At 65.1% G+C, this 17,256-nt stretch carries 14 protein-coding genes; 8 read left to right on the forward strand and 6 right to left on the reverse strand.

The genetic code is table 11. The features are described from left to right. The first annotated feature begins 20 nt into the window (after positions 1-20). Complete coding sequence (locus tag AC1DGC_RS08280; protein ID WP_449336023.1) at positions 21-389, forward strand: DUF6404 family protein; 369 nt, start codon at positions 21-23, stop codon at positions 387-389. Here the strand turns inward: AC1DGC_RS08280 and AC1DGC_RS08285 are convergent. Then, positions 341-1,876 (reverse strand): MATE family efflux transporter, encoded by a 1,536-nt coding sequence (locus AC1DGC_RS08285; protein WP_478047627.1) that lies wholly within the window; start codon positions 1,874-1,876, stop codon positions 341-343. The genes AC1DGC_RS08280 and AC1DGC_RS08285 overlap by 49 nt on opposite strands. Before the next feature lie 190 nt (positions 1,877-2,066). On the opposite strand from AC1DGC_RS08285, the gene AC1DGC_RS08290 reads away from it, so the two are divergent. From AC1DGC_RS08290 to AC1DGC_RS08300, 3 genes are all read left to right on the forward strand, one after another. Further along, positions 2,067-2,228, forward strand: a complete 162-nt coding sequence (locus AC1DGC_RS08290; RefSeq protein ID WP_478047628.1) for a hypothetical protein — start codon at positions 2,067-2,069, stop codon at positions 2,226-2,228. Continuing rightward, positions 2,221-2,628 (forward strand): RNA-binding S4 domain-containing protein, encoded by a 408-nt coding sequence (locus AC1DGC_RS08295; RefSeq protein WP_259203932.1) that lies wholly within the window; start codon positions 2,221-2,223, stop codon positions 2,626-2,628. Before AC1DGC_RS08290 ends, AC1DGC_RS08295 begins: the two co-directional genes overlap by 8 nt. A 111-nt stretch (positions 2,629-2,739) precedes the next feature. Then, a complete protein-coding gene (locus AC1DGC_RS08300; protein WP_478047629.1) occupies positions 2,740-3,927 on the forward strand; it encodes a glycoside hydrolase family 5 protein in 1,188 nt (395 codons plus the stop codon). 128 nt (positions 3,928-4,055) lie between these two features. Here the strand turns inward: AC1DGC_RS08300 and katG are convergent, their stop codons facing one another. The 3 genes from katG to mutS all read right to left on the reverse strand — a co-directional run bounded on the left by katG (position 4,056) and on the right by mutS (position 9,895). Beyond that, on the reverse strand, positions 4,056-6,284 hold the full coding sequence (katG, locus tag AC1DGC_RS08305; RefSeq protein WP_478047630.1) for a catalase/peroxidase HPI: 2,229 nt from the start codon (positions 6,282-6,284) through the stop codon (positions 4,056-4,058). A gap of 334 nt (positions 6,285-6,618) precedes the next feature. Then, positions 6,619-7,224 (reverse strand): DUF937 domain-containing protein, encoded by a 606-nt coding sequence (locus AC1DGC_RS08310; protein WP_259203937.1) that lies wholly within the window; start codon positions 7,222-7,224, stop codon positions 6,619-6,621. 115 nt (positions 7,225-7,339) lie between these two features. Further along, positions 7,340-9,895 (reverse strand): DNA mismatch repair protein MutS, encoded by a 2,556-nt coding sequence (gene mutS, locus AC1DGC_RS08315; RefSeq protein WP_478047631.1) that lies wholly within the window; start codon positions 9,893-9,895, stop codon positions 7,340-7,342. 202 nt (positions 9,896-10,097) lie between these two features. On the opposite strand from mutS, the gene AC1DGC_RS08320 reads away from it, so the two are divergent. The 4 genes from AC1DGC_RS08320 to AC1DGC_RS08335 all read left to right on the forward strand — a co-directional run bounded on the left by AC1DGC_RS08320 (position 10,098) and on the right by AC1DGC_RS08335 (position 15,831). Continuing rightward, on the forward strand, positions 10,098-11,993 hold the full coding sequence (locus AC1DGC_RS08320) for a site-specific integrase (RefSeq protein ID WP_478047632.1): 1,896 nt from the start codon (positions 10,098-10,100) through the stop codon (positions 11,991-11,993). A 317-nt stretch (positions 11,994-12,310) separates the two neighbouring features. After that, positions 12,311-12,772 carry a hypothetical protein gene (locus AC1DGC_RS08325; RefSeq protein ID WP_478047633.1) on the forward strand — a complete coding sequence of 154 codons (462 nt, stop codon included), beginning with the start codon at positions 12,311-12,313 and terminating at the stop codon, positions 12,770-12,772. Between the two features lie 156 nt (positions 12,773-12,928). Continuing rightward, the gene (locus AC1DGC_RS08330) at positions 12,929-13,360 is read left to right on the forward strand and encodes a hypothetical protein (RefSeq protein WP_478047634.1); all 432 of its coding nucleotides are present in this window, start codon (positions 12,929-12,931) and stop codon (positions 13,358-13,360) included. Positions 13,361-13,506: 146 nt separating this feature from the next. Beyond that, positions 13,507-15,831: a KAP family P-loop NTPase fold protein gene (locus tag AC1DGC_RS08335; protein ID WP_478047635.1), complete on the forward strand. Its 2,325-nt coding sequence runs from the start codon at positions 13,507-13,509 to the stop codon at positions 15,829-15,831. Positions 15,832-15,947: 116 nt separating this feature from the next. Here AC1DGC_RS08335 and AC1DGC_RS08340 read toward each other — a convergent pair whose 3' ends face one another. Together AC1DGC_RS08340 and AC1DGC_RS08345 are read right to left on the reverse strand one after the other, a co-directional pair. Next, positions 15,948-16,703 (reverse strand): hypothetical protein, encoded by a 756-nt coding sequence (locus tag AC1DGC_RS08340; RefSeq protein ID WP_478047636.1) that lies wholly within the window; start codon positions 16,701-16,703, stop codon positions 15,948-15,950. A 100-nt stretch (positions 16,704-16,803) separates the two neighbouring features. Continuing rightward, positions 16,804-17,151: a helix-turn-helix domain-containing protein gene (locus AC1DGC_RS08345; protein WP_478047637.1), complete on the reverse strand. Its 348-nt coding sequence runs from the start codon at positions 17,149-17,151 to the stop codon at positions 16,804-16,806. Between the last annotated feature and the right edge of the window lie 105 nt (positions 17,152-17,256).

Consider the following 17,256-nt stretch of genomic DNA (forward strand, 5'->3'; position numbering starts at 1 on the left):
GCGCTTGTCGAAGGAACAACATGCAGGCTTATCCCGTTCGTATCCGCGCCGCGCTGCAGGTCATGCAGGCCGCCGGCGTCCCCAGGCAGATGCAGGCGCCGCTGATGTACCGGCTGCTGTGGCGGACGGGCCTGGTTGTGCCGCCGCCGGTGCTGGCCGGTTTCGTCGCCAACGCCGTGCTGATGGGCGCGATGTTCGCGCTGGGGTGGGGCGGACTGATGTGGCTGTTGTTCGCGCGCGGCGCGCTGTTGTCGGGCGTGGGCGTGCTGGGCGCGGCCGGCGTGGCCGGCCTGCTGTTCGGTGGCGCGATGGCACTGCTGATGCGGTGGCAGCAGCAGCGCTATCGCTTGCCGGCGTGGGGCGAGATACGCGCCGCCGACGGCGGTTGACCGGCGCGGCTGGGCGTGGGCGAAGGCGCGGCCGTGGGCGGCGCCTCCGGGTTCGGATCGGCCACCGGTGAGGGGGGCATGGCCGGCACTTCCGCCGGCGCTGCCATCTCCCCACGCTGGGCGGGCAGCATGTGCGCCTTGCGCCAGCCGCCCCAGCGGTAATACGCCAGCGACATCAGCATCGCGCAGAACGAGCTGACCGGGAAACTCCACCACACCGCGTCGGCGCCCCAGTTGTCCTGCAGCAGTTCGGCGAACGGCACGCGGATGCCCCACAGCGACGCGGCCAGGATCAGCAGCGGCGGAATCACCGCACCGGTGGAGCGCACCACGCCGGAGATGACGAAATTGACGCCGAAGAACAGGAACGACCACACCGCGATGTGGTTGAGGTGCCGCGCCACCTCCAGCGACTGGCTGGCTTCGGGCAGGAACAGCGCCAGCGTGTAGCGGTCCAGCAGGATCAGCGGCAGGATCAGTACGCCGGTGAGCAGGAAGTTGTACAGCACGCCACTGCGCGCGGTGCCGCGCACGCGGTCCCAGTTGCCCGCGCCCACGTTCTGCGCGGCCATCGACGAGCACGCTGCGCCGATCGCCATTGCCGGCATCTGCACGTAGGTCCACAACTGCAGCGAGGCGCCGTAGGCGGCTGCGGTATCGGTGCCGTAGCCGTTGACCATGCTCATCATCAGGATCATCGACAGCGAGATCAGCACCATCTGCAGGCCCATCGGCACGCCCTTGACCACCAGCGCGCGCAGGATCGTGGTGTCGATCCGGAACATCGCCATGTCCTTGCGCCCCAGCCACAGCACATGGCGCTTGTTGCGCATGTACCAGAGCAGGCCGATCAGCGACAGCGTCTGCGCGATCAGCGTGGCCCACGCCGCGCCGGCAATACCCAGCTGCGGGAATGGGCCGATGCCGAAGATCAGCAGCGGATTGAACCCGATGTCCAGCACTACCGAGAGCAGCAGGAAGCGGAACGGCGTGCGCGAATCGCCGACGCCCCGCAGGGCCGAACTCAGAAACGCGAACGCGTACAGGGTCGGCATCGCCAGGAAGATGATGCGCAGGTAGGCCTCGGCCAGCGGCAGCGATTCGGCCGGGGTGCCCATCGCCGCCAGCAGCGGGTGCGACAGCCACCAGCCCGCCACCGCGATCACCACCGACAGCCCGATGAAGAACGTCGCGCTGGTGCCCATCACCCGGCGCGCCTGCACGATGTCGCGCGCGCCCATGGCCTGGCCGATCAGGATGGTGGCGGCCATGCCGATGCCGAACACCGAGCCGATCAGGAAGAACATAATGTTGTTGGCGTTGGCGGTGGCGGTCAGCGCCGCCTCGCCGAGGTAGCGCCCCACCCACACCGCATTCACCGAGCCGTTCAGCGACTGGGCGATGTTGCCGGCCAGGATCGGCAGGGCAAACAGGAACAGGTTGCGCCCGATCGGGCCGGTGGTCAGGTCAAGCGGCGCTTTGGCCATGTGCTCTGGAGATCAGGCGTGGAGAGCGGCACACTAGCACCAAGCCCGTCAGCGGGGTATCGCGATGCGACGTTCGATCCTGCAGGTCCCAGCGCCCGGCGTGCGCCGCGCCGCCGCGTCCCTCTTGATAGTGGCTGCGCTGGCCGCATGTTCCAGTACACAGCGCCTGGACGATGCCCAGGTGCGGCCGATGGACCGCCCGGAGTGCCAGGTCGGCAGCCAGCGCCGCGATCTCGATGCCGGGGTACCGGTGTTGATCGGCGGCACCGGTTGCCGCGGGAACCCCGATGCATTGCAACCCCTGAACAAACGACCGGCCAACGCCGTGGAGCTGGGCAAGCAGCATGACTGAAGCAGAAGCGCTGGTCGCCAGCGTGCGACTCGATGTGTGGCTCTGGGCCGCACGTTTCTACCGGACCCGCAGCCTGGCCAAGCAGGCGGTGGAAACCGGCAAGGTGGACGTGGCCGGGCAGCGGCCGAAATCCTCGCGCGCGGTCCGCGTGGGCGAGCAGTTGCAGATCAGCCGCGGCGATGAAACCTATGACGTGCAGGTGCGTGGCCTGAGCGAGATGCGCGGGCCGGCACCGGTGGCGCAGCAGTTGTACGAGGAAAGCGAGGCGTCGCGGGCGCGGCGTGCCGAGCTGCGTGCGCAGCGGGCGGCGGCGGCCAATGGCTATCAGCCGCCCGAACACCGCCCGGACAAGCGCGCGCGGCGGTTGATCCGGGCGTTGGGCGACATCGACGCGATCTAGCGGTGCGGCGTCTTTGACGCATACGAGCTATGTCCCGCGGAAACGCGTTGTCGGTCACGGTGCGCTCAATCCGCCTGCGTCAGACTTCCGGCTCCGCTGATGGAGCCCGCCATGCGTCTGCTGTTGCTGCTGTGCCTGTTGATCCTGTCCGTGCCTGCGGCGCGTGCCGCCGATGATGCCTTCTGGGCACAGCCGCAACGGGGCGGCAACAGCTTCAATGCGGTGCCACCGGACCGCGCCTATTTCGATGCGCTGCGGGCCACCGGCGCCACCTGGGTACGGCTGTCGCCGGACAAGTGGCGGTCGGCCGGTGGGCGCGATTTCCTGATGGGCAACGCAGATCATTACGACGGGCTGGTGAAGGCCGACGTGGCCACGCTGCGCCGCGTTCTCGATGACGCCCATGCCGCCGGGCTCAAGGTGGTGCTGGTGCCGTTGTCGTTGCCGCTGCTGCGCTGGAAACAGAAGAACGGCGACGTGGTCGACCCGCGTTTGTGGCAGTCGCTGGACAACCACGTGCCGGCGCAGGCGTTCTGGCGCGACCTGGCGCGCGCGCTGCACGGCCATCCCGCGCTGGTGGCCTACAACCTGATCAATGAGCCGGCGCCCGAGTACGGCACTGCGCTGGCCGAACACGCCGATGCCGCCGCGATGCGCGCCTGGTATGCCACGGTGCAGGACGGTCCCCGCGATCTGCGCCGGCTGTATACCGGGCTGATCGCCGCCGTACGCGAGGTCGATGCGGACATGCCGCTGATGCTCGATGCAGGTTGGTATGCCGCGGCCGACAGCTTCGACTACTGGCCCGCGCCGCTGGACGATCCGCATCTGTTGTACAGCGTGCACATGTACGAGCCGTACGCCGCCACCAGTGCGCCCAACCAGAGCCGCGCCAAACCGTATCGCTACCCCGGCAAGGTTCCCTTTGGGCCGGGCAGCGGGCACTGGGATGCCGGGCGTGTGGCCCGCTATCTGCAGCAGCCGTTGGCATGGGCCGACCGGCACGGCATCGCGCGCCGGCAGATGGTGGTGGGGGAATTCGGGTGCATGCGCCGCTGGCCGGATTGCCGCGCCTATCTGGATGACGTGCTGCGTGTCCTCGAAGCGGAGAAGGTGCACTGGGCGTTCTATGCGTTCCGCGAGGATGGCTGGGACGGCATGGACTATGAACTGGGCGACAAGGCGTTGCCGTGGGCGTACTGGAAGGATGTGGAGGCGGGCAGGGTGCCGTCGCCGCCGCGCGCGGAGACGCCGGTGTTTGCGCCGATTCTGGAGCGCCTGCGCGCTGCCGGGCGCTGACACGCTTGTCCCGGCCCTCCGTGAGCGGATGTCTGGTGCTTAGGGGGAGCATGCGGTTGCCGGCCAGCAGCCGACACTAGCCGCTGGGGTGACGCCGGCACCGCCTGGGCGGTGCCGGCGCTGACGGCTCAGGCATGCAGGTCGTAACGATCCAGTTCCATCACCCGGGTCCAGGCGGCGACGAAATCCTGCACCAGCTTCTTCTCACCGTCCGCACTGGCATACACCTCGGCCAACGCGCGCAGCACCGAGTTCGAGCCGAACACCAGGTCGGCCCGGCTGCCCGTCCAGCGCGTGCCGCCGCTGCTCTCGTAGCCGTCGCCACTGGCCTTCCACTGCGTGCGCATGTCCAGCAGGTTGACGAAGAAGTCATTACTCAGCGTGCCCGGGCGATCGGTCAGCACGCCCTGCGCGTTGCCATCGACGGTGGTGCCCAGCACACGCAGCCCACCGACCAGCGCGGTCATCTCCGGTGCGGTGAGGGTAAGCAGCTGCGCCTTGTCGATCAGCAGCACTTCGGCGGGCACGCTGTAGCGGCCTTTGACGTAGTTGCGGAAGCCATCCGCATACGGTTCCAGGACCGCGAAGGATGCGACGTCGGTCTGTGCCTGGGTGGCATCGGTGCGGCCCGGGGTGAACGGCACGCGGATGTCGTGGCCACCGGCCTTTGCCGCCTGCTCCACACCGACGCCGCCGGCCAGCACGATCAGGTCGGCCAGCGATACCTGCTTGCCACTGCCGCCGCCGTTGAAGCTGGCCTGGACCTTTTCCAGCGCAGCCAGCACCTTGGACAGCTGCTGTGGCTGGTTCACCGCCCAGTCCTTCTGCGGGGCCAGGCGAATGCGCGCCCCGTTGGCGCCGCCGCGCTTGTCCGAGCCACGGAAGGTGGAGGCCGATGCCCAGGCAGTGGACACCAGTTCGGCCACGCTCAGGCCGGTGGCGGCGATCTGCTGCTTCAGCGCCGCGATGTCCTGCGCGTCGATCAACGGATGCGTCGCTGCGGGCACCGGGTCCTGCCAGATGAATTCCTCTGCCGGGATCTCCGGGCCGAGGTATCGGGTGCGCGGCCCCATGTCGCGGTGGGTCAGCTTGAACCACGCCCGTGCGAACGCATCGGCGAAGGCCTGCGGATCGGCGAGGAAGCGGCGCGAGATCGTTTCGTAGGCCGGGTCCACGCGCAACGCCAGGTCCGTGGTGAGCATGGAAGGACGGTGCTTCTTCGACGGATCGTGCGCATCGGGGATCACCGCCTCGCTGTCCTTGGCCACCCACTGGTGCGCGCCGGCCGGGCTCTTGGTCAGCTCCCACTCGTGCTTGAACAGCAGCTCGAAGAAGTCGTGGCTCCATTGTGCCGGGGTGCGCGTCCAGGTCACTTCCAGGCCGCTGGTGATGGTGTCGCCGCCCTTGCCGCTACCGAAGCTGTTGGACCAGCCAAGGCCCTGTCTCTCCAGGCCCGCCGCTTCCGGTTCCACTCCGACATGGTCGGCCGGGCCGGCGCCGTGGGTCTTGCCGAAGCTGTGGCCACCGGCGATCAGCGCGACGGTTTCCTCATCGTCCATGGCCATGCGGCCGAACGTGTCGCGGATGTCGAAGGCGGCCTTGAGCGGGTCGGGGTTACCGTCGGGGCCTTCGGGGTTCACGTAGATCAGGCCCATCTGCACCGCGGCGAGCGGGTTTTCCAGGTCGCGCGAGTGGATGTCGCCATCAGCGTCATCATCGGAGACCAGCACACCGTGGTCTTCCTGCACGCCCTCGGAACCATGTGCGTAGCGCACGTCGCCGCCCAGCCAGGTGGTCTCGCGGCCCCAGTACACGTCCTGGTCCGGTTCCCAGGTATCCGGGCGACCACCGGCGAAGCCGAGCGTCTTGAAGCCCATCGATTCCAGCGCGACGTTGCCGGTGAGGATCAGCAGGTCGGCCCAGGAGATGGCCTGGCCGTACTTCTGCTTGATCGGCCACAGCAGGCGCCGGGCCTTGTCCAGGCTGACGTTGTCCGGCCAGCTGTTGAGCGGGGCGAAACGCTGTTGGCCACGGCCACCACCGCCGCGGCCGTCACCGATGCGGTAGGTGCCGGCGCTGTGCCAGGCCATGCGGATGAACAGCCCGCCGTAGTGGCCGAAATCGGCCGGCCACCAGTCCTGAGAATCGGTCATCAGTGCCTTGAGATCGGCCTTGAGCGCGGCGTAGTCCAGCCCCGCGAACGCCTTGGCGTAGTCGAAGCCGTCATCGAGCGGATTGGATCGGTTGGAGTGCTGGTTGAGCAGGTCCACGCGCAGCTGCTTGGGCCACCAGTCGCGGTTGGTGGTGGCATCGCCGACCAAGGCGTGGTTGAAGGGGCATTTTGCTTCGCTTTTCATGGGTCGCTACCTGTGTACTTGCGAATGGGGACGCCTGCCGCGGCCGGGCAGGGCAATCGAAAAGAGCGCATCGCTCAGGGCGATGAGCATCCGGCAGGGACGGCGGGAAGGGATTGGACGCGCGTGCGCGATGGGGTCAATCGATGCATCCGACGCTCTCCTGCGGGAATGCCTCAACGTTAAGCGCGTTCAGGCATTCGGTAAATTCGAACGAATCAACCAATGGAATAGGCGGGGTCTATCGTGTCGGCCGGCCAACAGGCTGCGGAGCCGGCTGCTGGCCGGCTCCTCGCAGCGCTGTCGGCGACGGGACGCGCCCACGGCCTGCGGGATCTCAGCGCTTGCCGAGCAATCCGCCGCCCAGCTTGAGCAGGTCGCCGATGCCGAGCTGGCCGTCGCCGTCCTGGTCCAGCACCGACGTCAGCAGGCCGCCGTTGCTGGCCGCCTGGGCTTCCTGCCCGAGGGCCTGGCTCAGCTGGGCCGGGTTGCCGCCGCTGGCGAAGCGCTGGGCCAGGTAGGACATGACGATCGGGGCGAGGATGGCCAGCAGCTGGCTGGTCTTGCTGCTGTCCAGCCCGGTGGCCTGGCTCAGGCCCTGGGCGGCGCGGTCGCTGTTGCCGCCAAACACATGGCCGAGGATACCGGCGCCGTTGGTCGCGTTGCCGCCGCCGCCACCGAGCACGCTGCCGAGCAGGCCGCCCAGGTCGAAGCCGCCGGCCGCCGCGGGCGCGTGGTCGCGCTGCAGTGCACCGAGCAGGGCTTCGGCCCCTTGCGGTTGCTGCGCATTGCGGCCCATCGCGCCCAGCAGCAGCGGCAACGCCGCGCCGATGGCGCCGCTGGCCTGGTTGGGGTCGATGCCGAGCTGCTGGGAGACCTGCTGCAGGCCTTGGCCCTGCTGCAGCTGCTGGAAGAGGGAAGCGGCAAGCGATTCGTTGTTCACGGCGGACTCCGGGCGGAATGGGAACCGCCCGAGCATAGCGCTGCCGTCACTACGAAAATGCGAAGGCGTTACCCCCGGAGAGACGGGCGGGAGCCGGCCAATGGCCGGCGCTGGCTCAGATCAACGCCTTCAGGCGGTACAGCGCTTCCAGCGCCTGCTTGGGGGTCAACTCGTCCGGGTCGAGCGCGGCCAGCGCATCCTGCGCGGCGGTGTTGGGGGCGGTGAACAGGCCGAACTGCTGCGGCGCGTCCAGCGCCTGCGGGGCGACGCTGGCGGCATGGCTCTCGCCGCCGCGCTGCTCGAGTTCGGCGAGGCGTCGCCGTGCCTGCGCCACGGTGGCCTTGGGCAGGCCGGCCAGGGCCGCCACCTGCAGGCCGAAGCTGCGGTTGGCCGGGCCATCCTTGACCGCGTGCATGAACACCAGCGCGTCGCCGTGTTCGACCGCGTCCAGGTGCACGTTGGCGATGCCGCTGGGGCCACCTTCGTGCTGCTCGTCGGCCAGCGCGGTCAGCTCGAAGTAGTGCGTGGCGAACAGCGTGTAGCAGCGGTTGGCGTAGGCGAGGTGGCGGGCCACCGCATCGGCCAGGGCCAGGCCGTCGTAGGTGGAGGTGCCACGCCCGATTTCGTCCATCAGCACCAGCGAGTGCGCGCTGGCGTGGTGCAGGATGTAGCTGGTCTCGGCCATCTCGACCATGAAGGTGGACTGGCCGCGGGCCAGGTCGTCGCCGGCACCGATACGGGTGAGGATGCGGTCGATCGGGCCGATCACCGCGCGGCTGGCCGGCACGAAACTGCCGATATGGGCCAGCAGCACGATCAGCGCGTTCTGGCGCATGTAGGTGGATTTACCGCCCATGTTCGGGCCGGTGATCACCAGCATGCGGCGGTCCGGGTGCAGGTCCAGGTCGTTGGGCTCGAACGGCTGCTCGCGCACCGCCTCCACCACCGGGTGGCGGCCGCGGTCGATGCGCAGGCACGGCGCTGTCTCCAGCTCGGGACGGGCCCAGTCCAGCGCCTGCGCGCGTTGGGCGAACCCGGCCAGCACGTCCAGTTCGCTGAGCGCGGCCGCGCATTGCTTGAGCGGTTCGAGCTGGCCGGCCAGGGTGTCCAGCAGCTGTTCGTACAACAGCTTCTCGCGCGACAGCGAACGTTCGCGCGCGGACAGTACCTTGTCTTCGAAGGACTTCAGTTCTTCGGTGATGTAGCGCTCGGCATTGGTCAGGGTCTGGCGGCGGGTGTAGTGCACCGGCGCCTTGTCGCTCTGGCCCTTGCTGATTTCGATGTAATAGCCGTGCACGCGGTTGTAGCCAACCTTCAGCGTGGCGATGCCGCTGCTGATCCGCTCGCGCTGTTCCAGGTCGATCAGGAACTGGTCGGCGTGGGTGGACAGGCGGCGCAGCTCGTCCAGCTCGGCATCGAAGCCCTCGGCGATGACCCCACCGTCGCTGAGCTTCATCGGCGGGGTCGGCGCGATCGCGCTGGCCAGCAGGTGCGCGCATTCGTCATGCGAGCCCAGTGCATCGTGCAGCGCGACCAGGCGCGGGGAGTCCAGCGGAGCCAGCACCGCACGCACCTCGGGCAGCAGGCCCAGGCCGTCGCGCAGGGTGGAGAAGTCGCGCGGGCGCGCCGAGCGCAGCGCCACGCGGGTGAGGATGCGTTCGAGGTCGCCGAGCGCGCGGAACGCATCGCGTACGTCGCCGTCGGCACCGCGGTCGATCAGCGTGGCCACCGCGTCGTGGCGCTGCACCAGCACCTCGCGCAGGCGCAGCGGACGGTGCAGCCAGCGTCGCAGCAGGCGGCCGCCCATCGGGGTGACCGTGGTGTCGAGCACGCCGAGCAGGGTGTTGCGGGTATCGCCATCGACCCGCGTATCCAGTTCCAGATGGCGGCGCGTGGCCGCGTTCATCGCGATCGCTTCGCTGGCGGTCTCCGTGGCGATCGCGGTGAGGTGGGGCAGGCGCTGCTTCTGGGTCTCTTCGACATAGCCCAGCAGCGCGCCGGCCGCGGCGGTCGCGCGCGGCTTGTCGTCGATGCCGAAGCCGGTCAGATCGTGCAGCTTGAAGAACGCCAGCAACTGGCGGCGGCCGCTATCGGCGTCGAACAGCCACGGTGCGCGCCGGCGGATGCCGCTGCGATGCTTGAGGAATTCAGGCCAGTTCTCTTCATCCGGCACCAGCAGCTCGGCCGGCTCCAGCCGCGCCAGTTCGGCCTCCAGCGCGTCCTCGGAATCGACCTCGTTGACCAGGAAGCGGCCGCCGGCCAGGTCGGCCCAGGCCAGCCCATAGCCGTGCTTGCCACGCGACAACGCCATCAGCAAGGTGTCGCGGCGCTCGTCCAGCAGCGCCTCGTCGGTGACCGTACCGGGGGTGACGATACGCACCACCTTGCGCTCGACCAGGCCCTTGGCCAATGCCGGGTCGCCGATCTGCTCGCAGATGGCCACCGACTCGCCCAGCGCCACCAGCCGCGCCAGGTAGCCTTCGTAGGCATGCACCGGCACGCCGGCCATCGGGATCGGTGCGCCGCCGGAGCTGCCGCGTTGGGTGAGTGTGATGTCCAGCAACCGCGCGGCCTTGCGCGCGTCGTCGTAGAACAGCTCGTAGAAATCGCCCATCCGGAAGAACAGCAGCAGGTCCGGGTACTCGGACTTGGCGGCGAAGAACTGCTTCATGAGGGGCGTGTGCTCTGCACTGGCCTTCGATGCAGACGGTTTCGCTTTTGAATCAGTAGTTTGCAAGAGAACTTCCTACGGTTTGTAGCGGTCGATCCCGGCAGCTGACGGCAAGTAACGGGGTTCTTCGTTGCGCCGCAGTTGCGGTGATCACTCAAAGAGGATCAAATCGATGTTGCGACGGACAGACGGCGGATCGACCATGGATACGGTTGTTGCGACGCAGACAGAGGCCCCGCGTCGCCGAGGCACCAAGTTTAAGCTGACCTACCGCCAAATCTGCGAACTGAGCGTGGCCAAAGGCCCGGTCGAACGCAAGCAGGGAAGGGTGGTCATCGCCCCTCGACTGCCCGAAGACGCCGGGAAGCCTTACCGCGTCTTGGACGGCAATCAAGGTGCTCCGACGGGGTTCGGCTTCTACGTCGGCACCACCCGCACCACTTACGAAGTCGTGGTCCGAGGCCCGGCCGGAGTTCGTCGGTTCTCCCTGGGCAGCGTCACCGACATCGGACCGGAGCAAGCCTACGAGCTGGCGCGACGGAAGTTGGCGGTGGTTCGAGAAACGGGCGAGCATCCTTCGAAGGAAGAGGCCCGAGCCGAGCAGCTGGTGGAGCTAAAGGGGCTCACGCTGGCGGACTGCTTTGCGGCTTACGTTGAGGACCTGCAGAAGCGCGTTCGCAACAAGAAAGCCAAGCCCGCCAGCATCCGGGCCATCCAAGACAGCTTGGCGCGGTTTGCCCGCCCGGAAGTCGGGCTGGCGGACAAACCGATCCTTCAGCTTTTGGACAAGGACATCCACCGTGCGTTCGACGGCATGCGGCGATCGTCCATGGTGCGCTCCAACCGGATCCCCACCCCGATGCGCCAGGCGCTGGCTGATCAGCCGGATTGGGCCGCGCTTTCCACGCAACAGCTCGAAGCGTTGGGCGTGACCGGGAAGTACATCCAACGAGTCAAAGCGGCTGGTCTAGCGTCGACCGAACACGCGTTCACGGACGCGAAGAGAGCGGTCGACTTGGTGCTGAAGCGGGAACGCAAAGCGGCGGCTCAGCAGCAGCGGGAGCCGGTGCTGCGTTACAACCCGTTCCAAGTCATCCACGACGACGACATGCTGCGGGACTCGCAAGCACTGCGCCGGCACTACGAGCGCGCGGAAGTGCGCAATCCGTTGGGGGACGAGACGCTTCCCACGGTCCTCAAGGTGATCTTGGCGCGACGGGACGAGCAAGGCGGCTTGAACGCCACCGGCGCGGACTACTTGCTGCTGACCCTGCTCTGGGGCACCCGCCGCGGCGAGGCCGCTCCCCTGCGCTGGTTTGACCGGTGCTCCCCGGGCGCGCTGCGCCAGTCGGAGGTGTCCTGGGTCTGGTTGGCCGGGCCGGATGAGGTCAACCCTTACACGAGGCGGGCAGGCTCTCAGGTCTACCTGTTTGACACCAAGAACGGCGAGGAGCGCTACCTGCCGGTGGCTTACTTTGCTGAAAAGATCCTGCAGCGGCGTTTCGACGAGCGCGCGGACGAAACCAAGCTCAAGCAAGACTTGGCGGACGCCGAAGAAGTGTTGGGCGCCGCTCGAGCCAGGCGTGCGCGCCGGGATCTGCTGGACCGGCTGGAAAAAGAGGTGGAGAGGGCACGCCGCGCGCTGGCCAAAACCATGTTCGTATTCCCCGCCCGATCAGATCGCAGCACGACGGGGCACTACTCGGACAGCAAGAGCATCGTGGCAAACGTGCGCCGGGACGCGGGGTTGCTCGATCTGCGGGCAGAGGTGGACATTGGTCTGACCCTCCACGATCTGCGCCGAACGCTCGGCCGTTACGCCGCCCTCCTGTTCGGCGAAAGTCGAATCGTGTCCCAACTGCTTCACCACAGAACGTTGGGCCGCGGCGAAGATCGCATGGCCGCTGTCTCCGAACGCTACACCGAGCAGGAGTGGTCCAAGCTCCGCGAGGCCATGGGCCGGGTGGAAGAGCACATGGTGGCCACGAGTCCCCGTGTTTGGAATCGATTGAAAGGCACGGACAAGCCCCGGCTGGACGAGTCCGGCGATGCCCCAGTCTCCATATTCTCAGCAAGAAACCGACGCGACGCCCAGTAAGGAGCGACTCAATGGAATGCCAGCGCAAAGAAGAGGACTACTTGGAGCAGCGCTCTGCGGCACTGGATGCTGAACTGAACAAAGCCGCTGCGGGCCTCCCGCCTCCGACCATCAGCAGCAAGGCAGCGGCGCGTTACCTAGGGGTCCACTTCGACACGCTTGGAGAGTGGCGCCGTCGAACGCCTCCGGCAGGGCCGCCGTTCGTGAAAGGGGCCGGCCGCGCTGCGGGAGGGGCCAACGAGCACGTCCGTTACCCTTACACCGAACTTGTTGCTTGGCAAGCTTCACGCGTGGGGCGCAGTGCCAAAGAGCGTCGCTTGATCGACGAACTGGACACAGCCCAACAACGGGTCCGTGAACTGGAAATCGAACTGGCCCTGCGACAGGCCCGGGACGATGCAAGCCGGCTGCAGAAGAAGTTGGCCCGCATCGCAACGCTGGCCACGCTCGATGACATCGCCGTGGTTACCCATGAGTGGGCATTGGTGGACGGTCGGATAGCCGGCCATGTCTTGGTGGTGAGCGATCAGGTGCTCAGCGATGCACTTGAACGGGGTGACGTGTGGGATGCCACGGTCGAGGTGGCCCTGCAGGCGCATTGGATCGACGGTGAGACGCGTGATCCCTACCACACCGCTTACGCAAAGGTGTTGCAGGTGGCGATGCATCAACTCTGCGAAGCGCAAGCCGCCCAGCGAGCCAATGATCTGGAGGTGCGTTGGACGACAGCGACGGTGCCTCAACGCTACAAACGCCCCTTCGCCGTAGATGGAAGTTGATCCCTTTCGTGCTGCAGGCATCGGCTATCTCACCCGACCCGCCTGTGGACGTTGCAAGCCGCGGGGCTAGGTCAGGACTTCGGAGGCTTTTGATTGCAGGATGCGCTCAATCCACGGCTGTCACTTGAATAAGTTCTTATCAAGGAGGAGTGATTTATGTATTCATCAACTGCACAGGCCATGGGGTACTCGGACCTCTATCGCTTGGATAGGGCGTTCAGTGAGCGGTTCGATGAAATGTGCGCCGCTGTGGATGCACTGCCTCCAGAATTGAAGGAGCGAGGCAAGGCGCTTAGTTATCCCCAGTTGCACAATGCATGCATCTTGGGTGAGCTGGATTTGGTGAAGGCACTCTTGGCCACAGGCCTTGATCCGGATGCTTACACCTACACAGATGGCGACGATGATCAGCCGCCGCTGATTTGGGTCGCTCGTGCCGTTGGTCTCGATCATGCGATAAAGATTCTGATCGCTGAAGCATTGATCGTGTCAGGCGCGTCGGTTGAAGAGGGGGAGCCATATCAGGAAGCAGAAGACGCTGGTGATCACCAGTTCGCTGCCTATTTGGCTTCAAAGGCGGCGTTGTAGGTCTTTCGTCAGGAACACTCGCAGGTGCGCTGGTGCGGCCATCTAGCGGCGGGGCGGGCCAGCAGCGCGCACGGGAGTCGATCAGTTGGGCGCCTGATAGGCCCAGTTCACTATTGCAGTTGACCACGGTTACAGGGGATCAAGAAATGCTGGCATGGCTAAGGAAGTGGTGGGGTCAAATCAAAGCTGGTTCCGCAGAATCGAAGACCAGAGCCGAGGAGCCGATTCATGCAGACCTGGACACCGGTTCGGACGCGGAGCAAGCGGGAGCACCTCCCAGTGATCAGTTCCTGGATGATCAGCCGATCACCGGTCGATTGTCTGACCGGTTTAATCGGGCGCCGTTCGCGTCCCGGTTGGCTCATACACTAGCCCAGCGCGCCGATCCGTCCAGCATCGTCGTTGGCCTATACGGCCCTTGGGGAGATGGGAAAACATCTGTCCTTGAAATGATGGGGGAGGCACTGAAGGAGTATCCGCGGGTCATTCTTGTGCGCTTCAATCCGTGGCATTTCCAAAGCCAAGACGCCCTGTTGCGAGGGTTCTTCGCGACGCTTGCTGAGGCGATGGACGAATCCTTGCCCAATAAAAAAGAGAAGGTGGGCGAGCTTCTGAAGCAGTACGGAGGGCTCTTGTCTCTCGCGAACGTGACCTTCGCCGGTGCGGTTCAGATTTCCCCTGGGGAGGCCGCAAAGAGTGTGGGCGAGTCGTTGTCCTCTGTGAGTTTGGAAGAATTGCGCTCGCGAATAGATCGAATGCTGGGCCAATCCAAGCGCCGGTTGGTGGTTCTCGTTGACGACATCGACAGGCTGGATCGCGAGGAAACCCACGCCATCTTCAAGCTGGTCAAGCTGTCGGCCAGCTTCAAGCACACTTCGTACGTTCTGGCCTTCGACGATGACGTGGTTGCGGCAGCGTTGGGTGAGCGCTATGGAGAGGGCGGGGCCAAGGGAGGCCGGGCCTTTCTTGAGAAGATCGTCCAAGTGCCGCTCAACCTTCCCCCGGCAGATACCAACAGCTTGCGATTGATCGCCTTGGAGGGGGTTCAGAGGGCGGTTGATCAAACAGGGATCGTGCTCACTCAGAGTCAGGTGGACGCGTTCATCCGGCACTTTGATGACGTTATTGCGCCGGCACTCGGCACGCCGCGAAAAGCGAAGCTTCTATCAAACGCTCTCCTGTTTGCCCTGCCGATTCTGAAGGGCGAGGTGAACACCGTCGATCTGATGCTCATCGAGGGGGTTCGGGTGATTTATCCAGGCCTGTACGCTGCAATCCGATCCAATCGCGACCTTTTTCTTAAGGGCGGACGGGCAGGCGGGCGCGACGATAATCAGAAGAAAGAAGAGGATATCTCCGCTTTGCTGGAGAAATCGCTTCCTCACATCTCGGTCGAAGAGCGCGGCTGGATCCGACGACGGCTGCTTGAGCCGCTGTTCCCCAGGCTGGGAAATTCGATGTATGGCGGGGAGTGGGATTCGATTTGGGCTGCGGAGCAAAAGATCTGCGCGGGGGAGTACTTCCAGCGGTACTTTGCCTACGGAGTGCCATTGGGCGACGTGCCTGATCGCCTGATTGCAGAGTTCATAGGAAGCGCGCCGGCGTTGTCTGCCCCCGACGCAAGGGAAGCGCTGGAACGGTTTGCAGAGAGGCAGGGCATGCCACGCTTGGTTACAAGGCTTCGCCAGAGAAAAGATACTATCAACGCTACGGAAGCTAGGGCGATAGCACTCGCCTTTGCAAGGAACGGGGATCTCTTGCCGCGGGAGCGGGGCATGCTAATGCCACTGGATACGCGCGGTTCGGCAGCCATTCTCATCGCGGACCTGCTTAGAAGACTGCCCACGGGGAGCGAAAGGCAAGGAGTGGCTGAACAGGTCATTCGGGAGGCATCGTCGGTTGGGTTTGTCTCCGAATGCTTGCGTTGGATTCATCACTACGACGACAAGCCCGCAGACCGCCGTGTGCTTTCAGACGAGGGTGATAAGGCTCTCGCAAAATTGGCCGTAGAACGAATCGAGGCTGAAAGCGCCGAGGCGCCATTCTTCCTCACCGAAACCAAGGACGCCCCCACGCTCTATTGGCTATGGTGCCAAGAGACATCGGATGCACATGTGCAACAGGCGCTACGTGCCCAGTTGGAAACGTCGACAGACCGAGTGGATGCATTTTTGGCGTGTTTCGTAAGAGAGTCTTGGGGAGTTGAGAGTGGGATCCCCAGGCCGGGGGACTTTGATAGGCGCCAATACGACTCTGTTTCCAAGCTTGTTGGCGCGGACTACATTGCTGCCAAGCTCAGGGAGCGGTATGGGGCTGAATTGGACAGTCCTGAGGAATACCCTGCTGAGGGGATGGATCAACCCCGCCGAGTCGCGCATCAGTTCATGAACGTACATATCTTCGTTACTCAGGAAAAGGGCTCGTCGAGCGGCAGCGACGCAACTCATACAAGCGAAGAATCCATGGAGTAGTTTGTTTGAGTTATGGTCGGGGCACATGGCCACGGACGGCAGCCCCGCAGTATTCGATCCAGGTTAGAAGATTGATTTGCCCATCGTGCTGAGGTTGCTCGCGGATTCCATCGCGCTCATTCGGGTGCGATGGCGCACAGGCGACGAACATACGTGGGATAGGCGCCCGACGCGGCGCCGACGATGACCACGTTGTCGTTGATGCGACGCGCCCTATCGCCAGGCTTTGTGGTGCACGCCGGGTCATCGTAGAGGTCTAGGAACATTGCTGACTTCCGGGCCACGGTTTCCATCCACGTCGGCACGATAGCGGCGCTGCTCGTACTGGAGATGATGATTGCGATCGAAAAACCTGCAAGTACTCGTGCCAGAAGAAGCCAAAAGTCTTTGTCGCCCAGTGGCCCCCAAGTAAGAAGTACTTTTGCTCCCGCCCAGAGGATTAGCGCCACGGTGGAAAGCGTGCTGACGACAATCGCCACCACTGACACGACCCGTAGCACAGACAGCGGCAGCAGCAACGCAATTGTCGTCGGGAAGTGCGAAGGGTCTTGGCCGGTCGCCTCGTTCACCGCCATTCTGCTGATCCCCGTTGCTGCCGCCAGTACCATCACGCTCGCGCCGGTGATCAACAGCTTCACAAGCGGAAGCTGGAGCTTGGGTGTGATCCACAAGTATGTCTCGCGCAGAAAACCGAAGGCTAGAAGCCCGCTTGAAGCATAAGTCAGACACCCGGTAAGCAGTCCGCGAGGGGAGGCGTGAAAGCAGGCGATGGCCATCAGCAGAAGCGCTGAACCTCCGAAGTAGACCTTGATTGCCAACGACTGGCCTTCCCACCAAGCAGAAAAGCGTTGGTACCAGTTTGAGTCTTCCACAGCACCGGCCATCCATATCCCCCTCTCTAATGAGAGAGGATCGTCTCGTGCTTCCGTCGCAGAGGATGAGACTAACGGTGCATCAAGGCGGTGGGCAGGTCTATTCAGAGTCCGCCAATAGGCGAGCAATGGCTTCTTTTCGCTTGCCCGGCGGAAGCGCGGTCAGTTCTTCGAGGGCTTGAGACAGCTTGGCCTGCTGGGCCTCGCTTTGGACGCCCAGCGCCAAAATCGCGTCAGCCATCGCCGGCGTTGTCGCCAGCAGGTAGGCCGGCGGCACGTCCAGTGCCTGCGCAAGCTCAAACAGTGCTTCCAGGCTCACCGTCATCGATTCGCTTTCATAGCGACTGATGCGAGCCGATGCGGTGTCTTTGTCCAGGCCCATCCTGACCCCCACTTCGCGCTGGCTAAAGCCTCGAAGGATCCTGGCTTGGCGCAAGCGCGCGGCCACGATCGCTCGCGGAGTTGTCGGCGTAGTCACAGGCTGAACGGATGCAGTGCAGGCATGCACCGATGATGACCCAAGCCCTACGTCACGGGTAGACTCTACGTGCCA

This window comes from Stenotrophomonas sp. 05N37 (assembly GCF_056397365.1).

What these genes read in the sequence shown, in the direction of transcription:
- AC1DGC_RS08295 (WP_259203932.1), top strand. Translation starts at nt 2,221, where the DNA reads ATGACTGAAGCAGAAGCGCTGGTCGCCAGCGTGCGACTCGATGTGTGG.
- katG (WP_478047630.1), bottom strand. Translation starts at nt 6,284, where the DNA reads ATGAAAAGCGAAGCAAAATGCCCCTTCAACCACGCCTTGGTCGGCGAT.
- AC1DGC_RS08290 (WP_478047628.1), top strand. Translation starts at nt 2,067, where the DNA reads ATGGACCGCCCGGAGTGCCAGGTCGGCAGCCAGCGCCGCGATCTCGAT.
- AC1DGC_RS08280 (WP_449336023.1), top strand. Translation starts at nt 21, where the DNA reads ATGCAGGCTTATCCCGTTCGTATCCGCGCCGCGCTGCAGGTCATGCAG.
- AC1DGC_RS08300 (WP_478047629.1), top strand. Translation starts at nt 2,740, where the DNA reads ATGCGTCTGCTGTTGCTGCTGTGCCTGTTGATCCTGTCCGTGCCTGCG.
- mutS (WP_478047631.1), bottom strand. Translation starts at nt 9,895, where the DNA reads ATGAAGCAGTTCTTCGCCGCCAAGTCCGAGTACCCGGACCTGCTGCTG.
- AC1DGC_RS08285 (WP_478047627.1), bottom strand. Translation starts at nt 1,876, where the DNA reads ATGGCCAAAGCGCCGCTTGACCTGACCACCGGCCCGATCGGGCGCAAC.
- AC1DGC_RS08335 (WP_478047635.1), top strand. Translation starts at nt 13,507, where the DNA reads ATGCTGGCATGGCTAAGGAAGTGGTGGGGTCAAATCAAAGCTGGTTCC.
- AC1DGC_RS08320 (WP_478047632.1), top strand. Translation starts at nt 10,098, where the DNA reads ATGGATACGGTTGTTGCGACGCAGACAGAGGCCCCGCGTCGCCGAGGC.
- AC1DGC_RS08330 (WP_478047634.1), top strand. Translation starts at nt 12,929, where the DNA reads ATGTATTCATCAACTGCACAGGCCATGGGGTACTCGGACCTCTATCGC.